Raw genomic sequence first — 14,753 nt, 5'->3', positions numbered from 1 at the left:
CGTCGTCCCACACCGACGAGAGGACGGCCATGACCGCTGTAGTGGGACGACACTGGACCCGCGAGGAACTCCTCATCGAACGCGCGCGGGTCCGGGCGCAGTGGGACCTCGATGAACGAGAGTTCGCGCCGACCGAGCAGTGGCGCGATCTCTTCACCGACGAGTACCTGGCTCAGGACTGGCTCGACAGCATCTCCTTCCTGCTGGGCGAGCGATGACCGGCAACGCGGAGTCCGCGGCCCAGCAGCAGATGGAGCTCACGCAGGAACTCCTGGACGGTTCCCTGCCCGGACACGGAGTGCGGGTCACCTCCGATCTCGATGTCGCGAGCGGAACGATCGTCGTGCAACCGACCGCCGAAGCACGAAGGACTCCCCCACTCCGCCTGACTGTCGGAGGCGTCCACACGGCCGACATCTCGGTGTCGATCCGCTTCCGGTGGCTCGACCACTGCCGCGCGCTCGCGGTGAACGAGAGCCGGTTCAGTTTGCTCCTTGCGGACGAGCGCCAGCCGCTGGTCCGTTTCGAGTTCCAAGAAGCGTTGACCGCCACCCCGCAGTCGCACTGGCACCTGCACGCCGAGCGCGGCGCGTTCAGTGCATTGCTGGCCAGGGCGGGCGACAACGGATCAGGGCGTCGGGACGCTGCTCGGTTGTCCTCGCTGCACTTCCCGCTCGGCGGCCCGCACTTCCGACCGAGTCTCGCCGACGTGGTCGAGTTCGTCATCGTCGAGTGCGGCGTCGATTCGCTCCCGACCTGGCGGTCAGCGGTGCACGAGTTCCGGAAGCAATGGCGCCGAGGCGAAGCGGCCGCGACTGCTCGTCAGTTCCCCGCCGAGACCGCCGGGGCACTCCGCGCACTCGGGTGGTCCGTCCAGCCGCCAGCACCCGCTGAGATCCCGGCACAGTTCGCGACGCTGGCCGCCGGATGAGGGGTCAGCGCGTGAGCGCACCCGCCCACGCCAGTGCGACGGGTACGAGCAGCCCGTGCCGGTGGTGCGGGAGCTCGGCGATGGGCAGCCAGCGCGACTCGTCGGTCGACCCGTCGATCTCGTCGCGCAGTGTGCCGCCGACGACCGTCGCGCGGAACACGACCTGCACGGCCTTCATCGGGCGACCGTTGGCGTGGATCCGGCGCTCGGCGGGGACGACGTGCTGCCGGACGCCGAGCAGGGCGCCGACCTCGGACTCGTACCCGGTCTCCTCGCGGACCTCGCGCACGACGGCCTGCTCGACGGTCTCGTCGAACTCGACGCCACCGCCCGGCAACGTCCACGTGCCGGCTTCGGGAAAGCGCAGCTTCGCCAGGAGCACCCGGTCACCGTCCGTGATCACGCCGTACGCGGCGAGCCGGGTGTCGTAGTCGGTGTACTCCATGGGCCGACCATGCCAGGTGCGCGAGCCGACGCACGCAAGCCGCGCCGTGCCTCCCGTCCGTGCTCCCGCTCGGAGTCCTCAGGCGTCGACGCGCGCTGCTGCCCAGCCGACCCGCATCCGGGCGACGGCGCGGTCGAAGCCGCTCAGTGGCTCGGCGTCGTCGCGGACCATCGCCTGCAGCTGCAGCCCCTCGAACAGTGCCATGAGCTGCTCGGCGGCGTGCCGGGGCGAGGCGCCCCGTGGCTCGCGGGCAGCGACGACGTCACGGACCAGGGCGAGGGTGAGGTCCTCGAACGCCCGGGTGTACTGGGTGCGGAACCACCCGGCTGCGGGGTGGCCGGGGTTCGACGCGGCGCTGAGCACGGCGATCCGGAGCCGGACGAGGGCCGGGTCCGTGACGCCGGCCTCGAGCCGGGCACGCAGGTACGCGACGGCACCGTCCCGTTCGGCGACGGGCCACAGCGCGAGCCGGCTGCCGTTGTTCCACCGGTCGATGACCGCGACGACGAGGAGTTCCCACATCGGGAACGCTCGGCTGACCTCGGCGACCGGCACCTCGGCGTGCTCGGCGACCTCGTCCGGTCCGACCCGGTGGAAGTCCGTCGCGCGGTACGCCTCGATCGCGCCGGACACGATGCGTGCACGGAGATCGGCGTCGGGCGTGGGCATGCTGACGATTGTCCGGTCCCGGGGGCGACCACGCGACCGCCAGTTCAGGGGGCGCGAAGACGGCCAGTGCCGGTCGAACGTCAGAGCCGGTCGAAGGTCAGGGCCGGTCGAAGGTCAGGGCCGGTCGAAGGTCAGCGTCTCGTCGTCCGGGGCGGTGACGGCGCCGGTCCGGGCGAACTCGGCCCAGATCGCACGGAAGGACCGGCCGCGCCGCTCGACCTCGGGCCAGTCGCGCTCGGGGACGAAGCGGGTGCCGGCCCAGGCCTCGCGGCCGCCGAGCAACAGCGGCAGGTCGCTCATGTGGACGGCGCCGGTCGGCGCGGTCGTCACGCCACGGACGAGCCGGTAGGACGTCGCCCGCCCGCCGGCTCGACGATGCCGCGCGGTGAAGCGTCGGACGTCGCGGCCGTAGATGACGTCGGAGAGCGGACGGACCACCCACCAGCGGAGCGCCGGGCGCAGGATCCGTGACCGAGCGACCCGCGACAGACCGCGGACCAACGGCACGTACATGCCGGTCTCGTCCGTCGCGGAACCGATCAGGACGTCGACGTCGGGAGCGACTCGGCTCCAGGCGTCGTCGAGGTCGCGTTCGGCGGGCAACGGGGCGAACCCGTACTGGGTGCCGAACGGCATCCCGCCCGCGAGTCCGTACGACGCGGCCGCCCGGGTGCCGAGAGCCTGCCGTTCGAGCAGGTCGTCGAGCGGGGTGTCGGCGTGCACGGCACCGACGGCCCGGATCATCGCGCGGTTCATCCGGGACCGACCGCGCGACAGCCCGAGCGGTGCGCTCTGGATGATCGCCCGGCGGAACAGCCCGGCCGCGCCGTCGCTGATCATCAGGTGGGCTGCTGCGTCGCCGCCGGCCGACTGCCCGAACACCGTGACGAGGTCGGGGTCGCCACCGAACGCGGCGATGTTCGCCTGCACCCAGCGGAGCGACTCGAGCAGGTCGAGCAGTCCGAGGTTCGCCGGGATCGACGCCCCGTCGCCCAGGAACCCGAGGACCCCGAGCCGGAAGGTCACCGACACCACGATCACGCGCTGCTCGGTCACGAGGTCGCGAGCGTCGTAGATCGGCAGGTCGCCGCCGCCGATGACGTACGAGCCGCCGTGGATCCAGACCATCACGGGCAGGCGCTCGTCGGGCGTCACGTCGGCGGGCAGCGTGATCGACAGGCGCTGGCAGTGCTCGTCGACGGTGATGTCCTCGACCTCGCCGAGCAGCTGGTCGACGAACTGCGCGTGCGGCTGCGGCGCCACGGGGGACGGCGTCGACGCGTGGAGTTCGCTCGCGAAGGGCGTCATCGGCTCGGGCGGCGCGAACCGGTCAGCCCGCGCGTACGGGATCCCGAGCGCGCGGACGACGTCGCCGTCCACCGTCCCGACGATCCGGCCGGCCGGGGTGTCGAACGGGGCAGGCGTCGCGTCGAGCATGGGCTCCACGCTACCGAGGGTCGCTGACCCGCTCGTGGGTCGGTTCGGCGACCGGACGCAGCGACCCGGATGCGGCGAAGGCGGCCACGAAGAGCACGGCGATCAACCAGAGCGCGCTGAGCGCGCCGACCTGCTCGGCGATCGCGCCGATGACGGGCGGGCCGGCGAAGTTCGCGAAGTACCCGATCGACGCGACGACGCTGACCCGGGCAGCCGGGTTCGGGCCGCTCTGCGCCGCTGCCGACATGCCGAGCGGGAACCCCATCGAGACGCCGACCGCCCAGAGGACCACGCCGATGAGCGTGAGCCACCAGGTCGTGCCGACGATGAACAGGACGGCGCCGAGGATGCCGAGCGCGGTCGTCCAGCGGACCGTCCGGACCCGTCCGAGCCGATCGACGACGGGGCCGGCGAAGACGCGCGTCGCGGCCTCGGAGACCGCGAACACGGTGAAGAAGAGTGCGCCGACCGTCGCCGTCTGGCCGTGTCCGTCGGTGGCCGCCAGGGCGAGCCAGTTGTTCGCCGACCCCTCGCCGAGTTCGACGCCGAGCATCACGACGCCGATCAGCAGCAGTCGGACGTCCGCCCAGCCGCGCGCCCACTGCCGCAGGCGCTGCCGCGGGGTGAGCGTCGTGTCGTGTTCCTCGGCGCGCGTGCCGTCCGGGATCGCACGCATGGCGATCACGCCGACCACCAGGATGACGACAGCCTCACCGATCAACTGGGCCGAGGGGGTGATGCCCAGCCATGCGCAGAGGGCGGCGATCCCGGCGCCGAGGGCCGCGCCTCCCGACCAGGCGGCGTGCATCAACGGGAGCAGCGTGCGACCGGCGAGCGCCTCGATCGCCGTGCCCTCGACGTTCGCCATGACGTCGAGCGCGCCGATCCCGGCACCGGCGACGACGAACCCGACGCTCGCCAGCGGCACGGAGTGCAGCGCAGCAGCGATGCCGATGAGTGCCAGTGCGGCGGGGACCAGGACGGCGACCGCCGTCAGGGCGCGTCGGCCGCCCAGGCGCCGGAGCAGCGGGGCGGCGCTGAGCAGGCCGCCGATCGAGCCGATCGTGACACCGCCGAGCATGAGACCGATGGTGCCGATGTCGACACCGAGTTCGACGCGGAGCTCCGGGAGCCGGGGACCCCAGCCGGCCAGGCTGATCCCGCCGATGGCGAACGCGACGATGATCGCGTTCCGCCACCCGGCGAGCTGGCTGCGGTCCACGTCGACCCCGGAGGTGTGCATCCGGCTATCGAACCCGCTTGATGGGGATCACCACAAGGGCACCGATGATGGCGATCGCGCCGGCGGCCCAGCACATGAGCGTGTAGTTGTCGGCGGCGTCGCCCGACCCGATCTTCAGGAAGAACAGTGCGACGGCCGGAGCGAGCGACTGCGGCAGCGCGTTGGCGATGTTGATGACCCCGAGGTCCTTGCCGGGGCGGTCGGCGTTCGGCAGCACGTCGACGACGAGCGCCGTGTCGATGGCCGAGTAGATCCCGTACGCGAAGCCCATGATGACCTCGGCCACGTAGAAGCCGTTCACGGTGTCGGCGTGCGCGAGCACGACCAGGCCGACGGCGAACATCGCCGTCGAACCGCCGACGAAGACCTTGCGACGGCCGATCTTGTCGGACGCCCAGCCGGACAGCGCCGCGCTGACCAGGAGCGCGATCGTGTAGAGCAGCACACCGAAGGCGACGGCCGCGGTGGCCTCCTTCGCGTCCTCGATGCCGAGGTGCTTCTCCATGTAGAGCAGGCGGTAGGTCGTGAACATGAAGGTGGCGAAGATGATCAGGAAGCGCGACCACCAGGCGAACGCGAAGTCCGGGTTCTTGATCGGGTTCGTCCAGAACGAGGCGATGAGGTTCAGGAACGTGAACTTCTTCAGCTTGTACGTCGGCAGGTCGTCACGGGCGACCACGGCGTACACCGCGACGAGGATGATCGCCAGGATGCCGGGTGCGATGAACAGCACCGGCAGGTTCGCGACGAAGAACACCGACAGGTAGGTGCCGGCGAGCACGGCGATGTTCTGCGCGAGGGCGATGATGCTCGACGAACGGCCGCGCTGCAGCTGGGGGACGTTGTCGGCGAAGCTCGCGAGCAGGGTGGCCAGCGTCGCGTTGGCGGCGAGCTGGGCGAGGAGCCAGGCCAGCGTCAGGTTCAGGACGTCGGGCGAGTAGGCGATCCAGGCGAGGGCGATCGCGAAGACGACGACACCGCTCAGCAGCCAGGGCCGACGACGACCCCAACGGGTGCGGGTGCGGTCGGACAGCGCGCCGGCGAGGGGGTTCATGATGAGCGCACCGAACGCGCCGATCGGCAGCACCGAGCCGATGACGTTCGCCGCGTCGTCGCCGACCAGGGCCTGCGCCTTGAGCTGCATGCTGACGTAGACCGGTGCCATGAGTGCGACGAAGAGGCCGAACTGCCCGAGGAACAGGGCGATCTGGTAGCCGATGCCCACCTTCACGGTGCTGATCGGCTGGGTGATGCCCTCTTCGGGGTGCAACAGTGCCGGGCTGCCGGGTTCGGGTGTGCTCATGACGCCTCCTCGAGTCGATGCTGGTGGCCAAAACCGTCTTGTGCACGGTTTTGACTGGCTGAGCATACATCGACAGGTGTCGTTCATGTACTGACGTGCGACACGGGAGGACGCAAAAACTACACACCGGGTGGTTTTTGGGGTAGCGTCGTCATCGATCTCGCCGTGGAGCATCGCTCCTCGACGGACTGCGACACCCGGTGCTTCGACACCTGGGAGTCGCGACCCCCAGACAGGACCGAAGGAGCCTCTGCAATGCCCACCACTTCTGTGCAGCTGTACTCGCTGCGAGACGCCATCGCCGAAGACCTCGACAAGGCCATCGCCCGCGTCGCCGAGATCGGGTACGAGGACGTCGAACCCTACGCGTTCGTCGAGCGTGCCACGGACCTCGAGCGTGCCTTCGCCGCGACCGGCCTCAAGGCACCGTCCGGCCACGTCGCCGTGATCGACGCCGACGACACCGCGCCGATCTGGGACGCCGCCGAGCGCCTCGGCATCCAGACGGTCATCGACCCGTTCATCCCGACCGACCGCTGGCAGACCGCCGACGACGTCGCGAAGATCGCGGAGCGCGTCAACGTCCTGACCGCCGAGGCAGCCTCGCGCGGCCTGAAGTTCGGCTACCACAACCACCAGTGGGAGTTCACGAACAAGGTCGACGGCCGCACGGTCTACGACCACTTCGTCGAGCAGATCAGCCCGGAGACGGTGCTCGAGCTCGACACCTTCTGGGCCACCGTCGGCGGCGCCGACGCCCCCGCCGTCCTTCGGGCGCTCGGCGACCGCGTCGTCGCCATCCACGTCAAGGACGGCAAGGTCGACGGTGACATCCTCACCGCACTGCCCTCGTCGGAGAGCGCGCTCGTCGTGCCCGAGGCGCTGCAGCGTGCGTTCGAGAACCAGACCCCCGCGGGCCAGGGCGACGTGAACGTGGCGGGCATCCTCGCCGCGGCGCCGCAGGCCATCCGCGTCGTCGAGTTCGACGCCTACTCGGGCGACGTCTTCCAGGGCATCACCGAGTCCCTCGCATGGCTGAAGGACAACGACAAGTGAGCCGCATCGGAGTCGGCATCATCGGTGCGGGGAACATCTCGGACCAGTACCTGACGAACCTGACCCAGTTCGCCGACGTCGAGGTCCTGATGGTCGCCGACCTCATCCTCGAGCGCGCCGCGTCCCAGGCCGAGAAGTACGGCGTGCCCGCGTCCGGCACGGTTGAGGAGCTCCTCGCCCGCGACGACATCCAGATCGTGGTGAACATCACGATCCCCGCCGAGCACGCCAAGGTCGGGCAGCAGATCATCGCTGCCGGCAAGCACACCTGGAGCGAGAAGCCGGTCGCGACGAACGCCTCGGACGCGCAGGAGCTGCTCGCAGCCGCTGCCGCCGCCGGTGTCCGCTACGCCTGCGCCCCCGACACCGTCCTCGGTGCCGGCATCCAGACCGCCATCCGCGCCATCGCCCGCGGCGACATCGGCACGCCGCTCACCGCGACGACGATGTTCCACGTGCCCGGACCGGACCAGTGGCACCCGGACCCCGAGTTCCTGTACGCCCAGGGCGCCGGTCCGCTGTTCGACATCGGCCCGTACTACGTCACGACGCTCCTGCACGCCTTCGGCGCCGCCTCGCGCGTGCAGGCCGTGTCGTCGAAGTCCCGCGAGACGCGCGTGATCGGTTCCGGCCCCCGCGCTGGCACCGAGTTCGCCGTCGAGGTGCCCACGCACCACGCAGCGCTCATCTCGTTCGAGGGCGGCCAGTCGGCCCAGACGACCCTGTCGTTCCAGCACGCACTGCCCCGCAACGGCTTCGTCGAGATCAACGGCTCCGAGGGCACCATCGTGCTGCCGGACCCGAACGTCTTCGACGGTGACAGCACGCTGTGGACGCTCGGCAAGGACGAGCCGACCACGCTCGAGCACAAGGGCTCCACCTGGGGCCGTGGCACGGGTGTCGTCGAGCTGGCCCGCGCGATTGCCGAGGGCCGCCCGGAGCGCGCCTCCGGTGCCGTCGCGTCGCACGCGCTGGACGTCATGCTCGGCATCCGCGACGCCGCCGAGTCGGGTCAGTCCGTCGAGATCACCTCGTCGATCGACCCGATCCAGCCGCTCCCCGAGGACTTCGACCCCGCCGCCGCGGTCCTCGCCGAGGCCGCGAACGCGTAGTCACGTCGTGCGTCGCGCACCGCGCCGCACTTGGTGAGCAGAAATGGTCGGGTCCCGAACGGGGACCCGACCATTTCTGCTCACGAAACGCACGCGCCACGCGCCGCGCGCCACGCGCACGCACGCGCCGCGCTCACTCCGGCGGCGCGGGCACGATCTGCTCGAGCAACCGCAGCACCTTCTCGCCGTCGACGGCCTCGGGGTCGAGCAACCACTGCACCTGCAGCCCGTCGGACGCCGCGATGCTCAGCGAAGCGAGGTCGACCGGGTCCAGGTCGCTGCGGATCCGCCCCGCTTCCTGGTCCGCCGCGATCAACGCGGCCAGGTCGGCCCGGAGCCGGGTGAACCGCTCCCGCATGAAGTCACGTGTCGCCGGGTGCCCCTCCTGCACGGCGTCGGCCGCGAGCGTCGTGTAGAGCTGCACCAGGCCCGGCACCGCACGGTTGCGCGAGGCACTGTCGCGCATGTCCCCGATCGCCGACTTCAACCGGTCGGGCGCCCCCTGCTCGCGCACCTCGTGCTCGCGGTAGACGGCGAGCAGCAGTTCGTCACGGCTGGGGAAGTAGTGGCGGAGCGCCGCGTGGGTGATCCCGAGGGCCTCGGCCACGGACCGCAACGACGATGCGTCGACGCCCTGTTCCGCGACCATGCGGATCATCTCGTCGAGGATCTGGGTCCGGCGCTCGGCTCCCTTGCGGTACCCGCCGCGTCGCGGCGGGGCCGCGTCGTCGTCGGCGGGGTGCGTCATGCACCCAACTTACCGCTGGAAGGTTTTTCCGCCACCGTCTGGAGGCCCGCAGCGATCCGGTACCGCGCCTCCCGTCGACGGGTGGTCGCGTCGACCGCCTCGGTCGCGTCGGTCCGGTCGCGTCGGCCCGGCTCGCTGCAGCCCGGGCTCGTCAGTCCTGGTCGTCGACGGTGTACTCGTCGACCGGTGCCGGCTCACCGTCGGCGAGCGCGTCGACGATCCTGGTCAGCGACTCCGCGAGGACGGCGTTGTCGGCGTCGGACAGGTGGTCGAGGACCCCGACCACGGCCTCGTGGAAGCGGGCGTACGAGGCATCGATCTTCTCGGCGGCGAGGTCGGTGGGTTCGAGGACCTGCGCACGACGGTCGGTGGGGTGCGCGGTGCGGACGAGGAGTTCCTTGTCGACGAGCGCGTCCACGAGCTTCGTGACCGAGGCGTTCGACACGGTGAGCATGACGGCGAGGTCCTTGGGGCCCATGGTGCGGCCGTCGCGGTGGGCCTGGAGCATGTACCGGATCGCCAGGGACTCGTTCTTGCTCAGCCCGCTCTCGATGCGTGCGGACTCGATCTGCTGCTCTTCGGCGTGCTGGAGGCGCAGCAGGGCGTCGACGGCGGTCTTCGCGGCCTCGGATCGGGGCTCGTGGGCGTAGAGGTGGACGTGCTCTCGACGGACGACGGTCAACGGCATGTGATCATGCGCTCCTTGCTACGCGGCGGGGACGGTGAAGAAGTCGGCGTACGCCGGCTCGGCGCGACCGGCGAGGAGCGACGGGTCCTCGATGCGGCGCTCGACGTAGGCGTCGATGACGGCCGGGTCGGTCAGACCGATGCGGGTGTGGCTGCCACCGATCCGTGCCGCCCGAGGCATACCGGAGTACGTGCTGTGCATGTCTGATCCCGCCCTTCTGCGGCCGTTCGTCCCCTGCGGACGCTCGAACTCTTTCACGACGTGAACGTTTTTCGCAACGAACGGTTCGTAAACTGTACGTTTCGCGCACCGAACCGTTCGCTTCGCACATCAGCTCGCGGCGGGGGCCTGCGGTCGAAGACCCTCCGATACGCTGCACATCAGATGCCACTCTCGCCGGGGAGTGCATCCGGGCAAAGTTGAAGCCCACCACCGCAGCAACGGTGGTGGGCTTCGATCAGCTCTCCGAGTGGAAAGCCAGGGAAACAAGTCTTCCCGAGCTGAGCGCTCGGGAGCAAGTGTACGCGGGCACGCTCGCGTACGCATCCCTGGCTCTCCGCTCTTTCGTGTCGGCCGGCTGACACCGAGAGGAGGACTCGATGTCGAAGGACAACGAGTCCGACCGCAGGCGTCAGGTTCCGTGGTTGGGGATCGCGAGCTTGCTCGTGACCGTGGCGCGGTTCTTGTACGACCTGGGGCGGAAGGGCTAGGTGCTCGAGGCATCCCGCGGCGGTTCCATCGTCGCGGGATGCCTTCCGGAGCCGTCAGGCCATCGCTGCGGCCATCACCGCCACCGCGATCCCCATGGCGAGCGTCTCGACGACGGGGAGCGCGCGGGTCCGACGCCGGATGCCGTCCCGCACCATGTGGGCGGTGAGCAGCAGGTAGCCGACGGTCAGGCCGCCGAGGACGACCTGCCACGTCATTGCGACTGCGCCGCCGTGTCCGTGCACGCCGACACCCGCCATGCCGGACATGCCGGGGTCGTGCGCCATGCCGACGCCCAGCGCGCCCATCACCAGCAGACCGAGCGCCGCGTGCAGTCGCCCGAACCGGCCGTGCGCCGACGCGACCCGGACCGCCGGAGCCGACCCGGGCCTCCCGTCCGAACCGGACGCACCGGACGCACCGGACGCACCGGACGCACCGGACGCACCGGACGCACTCTGCACCCGGTGCACCGCGGCGACCACCACGGCCAGCAGCGCGAGCACCACGAACCAGAGCACCCCGGGCAGCACGCGCGGACCGAAGGCCCCGTCCACCATCGCGGCCACCATCACCACTGCCGCCACCACGTCGACTGCACGGCCGGGGCGCCACGCCCCGACCGTGCAGCAGGCTCCGGCGGACGCCGGCACGATCGCGGCGAGCCCGAGCAGGTCGGTCACGTCAGTGTCCGTGCCCGTGGTCGTGCTGGTGCTCGGCTGCGTCGTGTGCGGCCCCGACGGCGCCGGAGACGTGGTGCGAGCAGTGCGACCCGGCGGACGCCCCGATGGCCGCCGGCACGTTCAGCGCCGGGTTCCGCGGGAAGAACCCGTACGGCTTGAGCGTGAACTTGGCGTAGTCGACCGGCATGACGGGCCAGTCCTCGGGCCGCGGGAAGTGCGTCGGGCCGAAGGTGTGCCAGAGCACGATGTCCTCGCCGTCGAGCGGTCGGTCCCCCTGGACGTAGCGGGCGACCCCGTCGCCGCCGGGGTTCTGGTGCACGAAGTCGCCGGCGGCGAAGCGCTCCGCCGGGTCGTACTGCGTGACGTAGAGGTGCTTGCGGGCGAACTCGGCACGGGCGGCGACGGAGGACGAGTCGTCGGCGAGCAGCACCGGGGCGTCCTGCGGGTACAGCACGTAGCCGGTGGGGCGGTCGAGGTGGTTGCGCTCCTCGGTGTTCGAGACGAACCACGTGCGTGCCTTGGACGCGTCGGCGAGACGGCCGGACGACGACTCCGACGCGATCCGGGTCACCGACTTCGTGAACGCGTTGCCGTGCTCGTTGCCCGGCCCGACCGGCACCCGCACGGCGTCGACCTCGTCCACGGCGTTCGACAGCCCGTCGACCATCATGTCGAGTCGCGCCGAGAACAGGTGCTGGTGGTACGGGGCCCCGAGGCCGGGGGCGACCTCGGAGGCGTAGGGGTAGTCGTCGCCGGACTCCGAACGGCCCGGGTACGAGCTGGTGAAGAGCACGCCGGTGAGCTTCGCCTCGCACTCGATCGTGCCGTCCAGGTACAGGTACCAGTAGAAGCCGTAGTCGTAGTTGCCGACGGTGGTGAAGAACGAGATCACCAGGCGGCGGGACCGACGGACCTCCTGCGAGCCGGTGTAGATGTCGCCGTGCTTCCAGAGCGTGCCGAAGTCCTCCTCGTGCATGCAGATGCCGTTGCGGATGGTCTGCGGGTTGCCGAGCTCGTCGGCCAGGACGGCGTCGAAGTACTGGATCTCGCCGACGCAGTCGCAGCCGAGTTCGAGCGAGTTCGTGAAGCGACCGAACAGGTACTCGCCGGTGTCGAAGTAGTTCTGCCAGAACCGCACGGGCGACGGGTCGCCGTACGGCACGAGCATCTCGTCGATCGACGCCCGGTACAAGATCGGGCGCAGCCGCTCGCCGTCCTGCCACGAGAGCTGGCGGAGCACGAGTCCCTCGCGGGCGTCGAAGCCGACCTGGAACCGCCAGTTCGCCCACTCGACGAACTCGCCGTCGACGCGGAACGACGGCCCCTCGGGCTGGGTGATGACGATCGGCTTGAGGTCGAGCGGTTCGCCCTGCATCGCGGGGTCGTCGAAGTTCCCCGAGGTGGTCGGAACGGGCATGTCCGCCACGTCCACGATCCGCGTGACGGCCCGGTTCGCCGCGTCGACGTACGCCGACAGGCCGTCGACGGGGTGCGCCCACACGTGGTCGGCCGGGTGGTCCTGCTTGAAGGCGAGCACGCGCAGGATGCGCCGACCGACCTCTTCCGGGTAGTCGTAGTACCCGGCGGACAGCGGCACGCACTTGACCTCGTCGGCGGACAGTCCGCGCTTCGCCAGGGCAGCGACCCAGCGCTCGTCCGCGTTCGCGATCTCGCCGACGGCGTCGAACTCCTCGATCAGGACGGGCAGCTGGCCACGGGACCCGTCGAGCACGTCGGTCCGCAGCACCGTGCCGGTGGTGATCGACACGACGCGGTCGGTGGAGCGACCGGTCGCCATGTCGAGCAGCATCACCCGGGCCGTGCGGTCCGGCAGGGGGCCGTCGCCGGCCTGCCACGCCAGGACCTCCTGCTTGTGCGGCTCCTCGAGGCCGACGTAGGCGAAGCGGGTGGTGTCGGTCCAGTCCGGCTGCGCCGTGACGAGGTCGCGGACGGCGGTGAACTCGTCGGGCGTCAGGCTGCCGAGCGGGTGCGCGGTGGTGTCTGCGTCGGTGGTCACGGTGGTCGGGTCGGTGATCGTCATGTGCGTGGTGCTCCTTGCGCGTTGCGTCGTGCGTGGGGTCGGGTCGGTTCGGCCGGGAGGCGCGTGGTGCGCCCGGCGGGTCAGCTCTCGGTGGCGAGACGGTCGAGCATCAGCTCGTAGCGGCTCCGACTGCGGCGTCGCAGCACCACCGCCTGCACCACGCCGATGACGGGGACGACCACGACCAGGCCGGTGAGCACGATGCTCACGACGCCGAAGACGCTCGCGCCCGAGGCGTCGACGTCGCCGACGAGCGTCGGGAAGTTCACCCAGATCAGGACGGCGGCGGCGACGAGCCCGAGGAACCCGAGGACGGGGGCCACGATGGTGTTCCAGACCCGCCGGTCCCCGGGGTTGCGGCGGAAGTACACGATGACGGCGAGGCTCGTCGCGGCCATCAGGATCGCGACGCCCAGGGTGGCGACGCCGGCGAACCAGCTGAACACCTGCAGCACCGGGTCGAGGCCGAGCACCGCGAACAGCACCATCAGCACGGCGGCGGTGAGGGTCTGCACCAGGCTCGAGGTGTGCGGCGACGCGTGCTTCCGGTGCACGTCGCCGAGCCGGCCGGGCAGCAGCGACGCGTTCGCCATCGAGTGCTGGTACCGGGTGATGACGTTGTGGAACGACAGGACGCAGGCGAACATGCTCGTCAGCAGCAGCACGTTGAGCACGGCTTCCCCGGCGCTGCCGATGTACTGCGCGGCGGTGGTGAGGATGAGCGATCCGGGGTCCTTCGCGACCTCGGCGAGGATGCCGTCGGGGCCCCACGCCATCACGAGCCCCCACGACGCGAGTGTGTAGAAGACGCCGATGCCGATCACGGCCGTGTAGGTGGCACGGGGGATGGTCCGCTCCGGGTCCTTCGCCTCGTCGCGGAAGATCGCGGTGGCCTCGAACCCGATGAACGCGGCGATGGCGAACATCAGCCCGACGCCGGGCGACCCGGACATGATCTGGGTCGGCTCGAACGGTGCGAGGGACAGGCCGTCGGCCCCGCCGCGGAACACGATCGCCGCGACCAGGACGAGCACGATGCCGACCTCGCCGACGAGCATCACGCCGAGCACCTTGCTCGACATGTCGATGTGCCGGTAGCCGAGCATCCCGACCAGGGCCACGACGACGAGCGACCAGACGTACCAGGGGATGTCCGGCCCGCCGAGGCCCGTGACGGTGACCCCGAGCAGGTACCCGATGTACCCGTGCACGCTGACCTGGATGGTCGTGTACGTCAGGAGCGCCAGCGTGGCGGCTCCCGCGCCGGCCGGACGACCGAGCCCGTGCCCGACGAACGTGAAGAACGCGCCGGGCCGCGGCACGTGCCGGGTCATCGCCGCCAACCCCACCGAGAACAGCAGCAGCACGACGGCCGACGCGGCGTACAGCGACGGGAACCCGACGCCGTTGCCGAGCAGCATGCCGAGCGGGGCGGCGCCGCCGACGACGGTGAGCGGGGCGGCGGCCGCGACGACCATGAACACGATCGCGGTGACGCCGAGCGAGCCGCGCATGGTCCGCTGCGGCGCGGGTGCGGCTCCGAGTGACGCGGGGTCCTTCGTGATGCTGGACATCGTGGCCTTCCGGGTGGGTGGAGCGAGGTGGGTGGAACGGAGTGGGTGGGGATCGCAGGTGGGTGGTGCTGGGTGTGACCACGGTCCCGTGCCGCCGTTGCGGTGCCGTTCCACC

General features: G+C 70.7%; 15 protein-coding genes. 4 read left to right on the top strand and 11 right to left on the bottom strand.

Features of this window, described 5'->3' with window-relative positions:
* Positions 1 to 29 precede the first annotated feature (29 nt).
* Both ACIPV1_RS18010 and ACIPV1_RS18005 read left to right on the top strand, forming a co-directional pair.
* Positions 30 to 218: a hypothetical protein gene (locus tag ACIPV1_RS18010; RefSeq protein WP_123937181.1), complete on the top strand. Its 189-nt coding sequence runs from the start codon at positions 30 to 32 to the stop codon at positions 216 to 218.
* Positions 215 to 931: a hypothetical protein gene (locus ACIPV1_RS18005; RefSeq protein WP_123937180.1), complete on the top strand. Its 717-nt coding sequence runs from the start codon at positions 215 to 217 to the stop codon at positions 929 to 931. The genes ACIPV1_RS18010 and ACIPV1_RS18005 overlap by 4 nt, the downstream gene beginning before the upstream one ends.
* Before the next feature lie 4 nt (positions 932 to 935).
* On the opposite strand, the gene ACIPV1_RS18000 is transcribed toward ACIPV1_RS18005, so the two are convergent.
* The 5 genes from ACIPV1_RS18000 to ACIPV1_RS17980 all read right to left on the bottom strand — a co-directional run bounded on the left by ACIPV1_RS18000 (position 936) and on the right by ACIPV1_RS17980 (position 6,028).
* Positions 936 to 1,376 carry an NUDIX hydrolase gene (locus tag ACIPV1_RS18000; RefSeq protein WP_402726961.1) on the bottom strand — a complete coding sequence of 147 codons (441 nt, stop codon included), beginning with the start codon at positions 1,374 to 1,376 and terminating at the stop codon, positions 936 to 938.
* Between the two features lie 78 nt (positions 1,377 to 1,454).
* A complete protein-coding gene (locus ACIPV1_RS17995; RefSeq protein ID WP_123937179.1) occupies positions 1,455 to 2,045 on the bottom strand; it encodes a TetR/AcrR family transcriptional regulator in 591 nt (196 codons plus the stop codon).
* Between the two features lie 114 nt (positions 2,046 to 2,159).
* A complete protein-coding gene (locus tag ACIPV1_RS17990) occupies positions 2,160 to 3,482 on the bottom strand; it encodes a carboxylesterase family protein (protein ID WP_402726960.1) in 1,323 nt (440 codons plus the stop codon).
* Between the two features lie 10 nt (positions 3,483 to 3,492).
* Entirely contained in the window at positions 3,493 to 4,725 is a 1,233-nt protein-coding gene (locus ACIPV1_RS17985; RefSeq protein WP_131920713.1) for an MFS transporter, read from the bottom strand.
* 4 nt (positions 4,726 to 4,729) lie between these two features.
* The gene (locus tag ACIPV1_RS17980) at positions 4,730 to 6,028 is read right to left on the bottom strand and encodes an MFS transporter (protein WP_123294465.1); all 1,299 of its coding nucleotides are present in this window, start codon (positions 6,026 to 6,028) and stop codon (positions 4,730 to 4,732) included.
* Between the two features lie 255 nt (positions 6,029 to 6,283).
* On the opposite strand from ACIPV1_RS17980, the gene ACIPV1_RS17975 reads away from it, so the two are divergent.
* Both ACIPV1_RS17975 and ACIPV1_RS17970 read left to right on the top strand, forming a co-directional pair.
* Positions 6,284 to 7,084 (top strand): sugar phosphate isomerase/epimerase family protein, encoded by an 801-nt coding sequence (locus tag ACIPV1_RS17975; RefSeq protein ID WP_402726959.1) that lies wholly within the window; start codon positions 6,284 to 6,286, stop codon positions 7,082 to 7,084.
* On the top strand, positions 7,060 to 8,196 hold the full coding sequence (locus ACIPV1_RS17970; protein WP_194647186.1) for a Gfo/Idh/MocA family protein: 1,137 nt from the start codon (positions 7,060 to 7,062) through the stop codon (positions 8,194 to 8,196). The genes ACIPV1_RS17975 and ACIPV1_RS17970 overlap by 25 nt, the downstream gene beginning before the upstream one ends.
* 133 nt (positions 8,197 to 8,329) lie before the next feature.
* Here the strand turns inward: ACIPV1_RS17970 and ACIPV1_RS17965 are convergent, their stop codons facing one another.
* From ACIPV1_RS17965 to ACIPV1_RS17940, 6 genes are all read right to left on the bottom strand, one after another.
* Positions 8,330 to 8,944: a TetR/AcrR family transcriptional regulator gene (locus ACIPV1_RS17965; protein ID WP_123937177.1), complete on the bottom strand. Its 615-nt coding sequence runs from the start codon at positions 8,942 to 8,944 to the stop codon at positions 8,330 to 8,332.
* A 151-nt stretch (positions 8,945 to 9,095) separates the two neighbouring features.
* Entirely contained in the window at positions 9,096 to 9,632 is a 537-nt protein-coding gene (locus tag ACIPV1_RS17960; protein WP_123292878.1) for a MarR family winged helix-turn-helix transcriptional regulator, read from the bottom strand.
* 18 nt (positions 9,633 to 9,650) lie between these two features.
* The gene (locus ACIPV1_RS17955; protein ID WP_123292879.1) at positions 9,651 to 9,833 is read right to left on the bottom strand and encodes a hypothetical protein; all 183 of its coding nucleotides are present in this window, start codon (positions 9,831 to 9,833) and stop codon (positions 9,651 to 9,653) included.
* Positions 9,834 to 10,396: 563 nt separating this feature from the next.
* Positions 10,397 to 11,023, bottom strand: coding sequence for a hypothetical protein (locus ACIPV1_RS17950; RefSeq protein WP_402726958.1), 627 nt, complete (start codon positions 11,021 to 11,023; stop codon positions 10,397 to 10,399).
* Between the two features lies 1 nt (position 11,024).
* Positions 11,025 to 13,064 carry a primary-amine oxidase gene (locus ACIPV1_RS17945; RefSeq protein ID WP_402726957.1) on the bottom strand — a complete coding sequence of 680 codons (2,040 nt, stop codon included), beginning with the start codon at positions 13,062 to 13,064 and terminating at the stop codon, positions 11,025 to 11,027.
* 80 nt (positions 13,065 to 13,144) lie between these two features.
* Positions 13,145 to 14,638 (bottom strand): APC family permease, encoded by a 1,494-nt coding sequence (locus ACIPV1_RS17940; RefSeq protein ID WP_402726956.1) that lies wholly within the window; start codon positions 14,636 to 14,638, stop codon positions 13,145 to 13,147.
* Positions 14,639 to 14,753: the final 115 nt, after the last annotated feature.

Source organism: Curtobacterium sp. NPDC089991 (assembly GCF_044748425.1).
GTDB lineage: Bacteria > Actinomycetota > Actinomycetes > Actinomycetales > Microbacteriaceae > Curtobacterium.
This window is presented reverse-complemented; position numbering and strand designations above follow the sequence as displayed.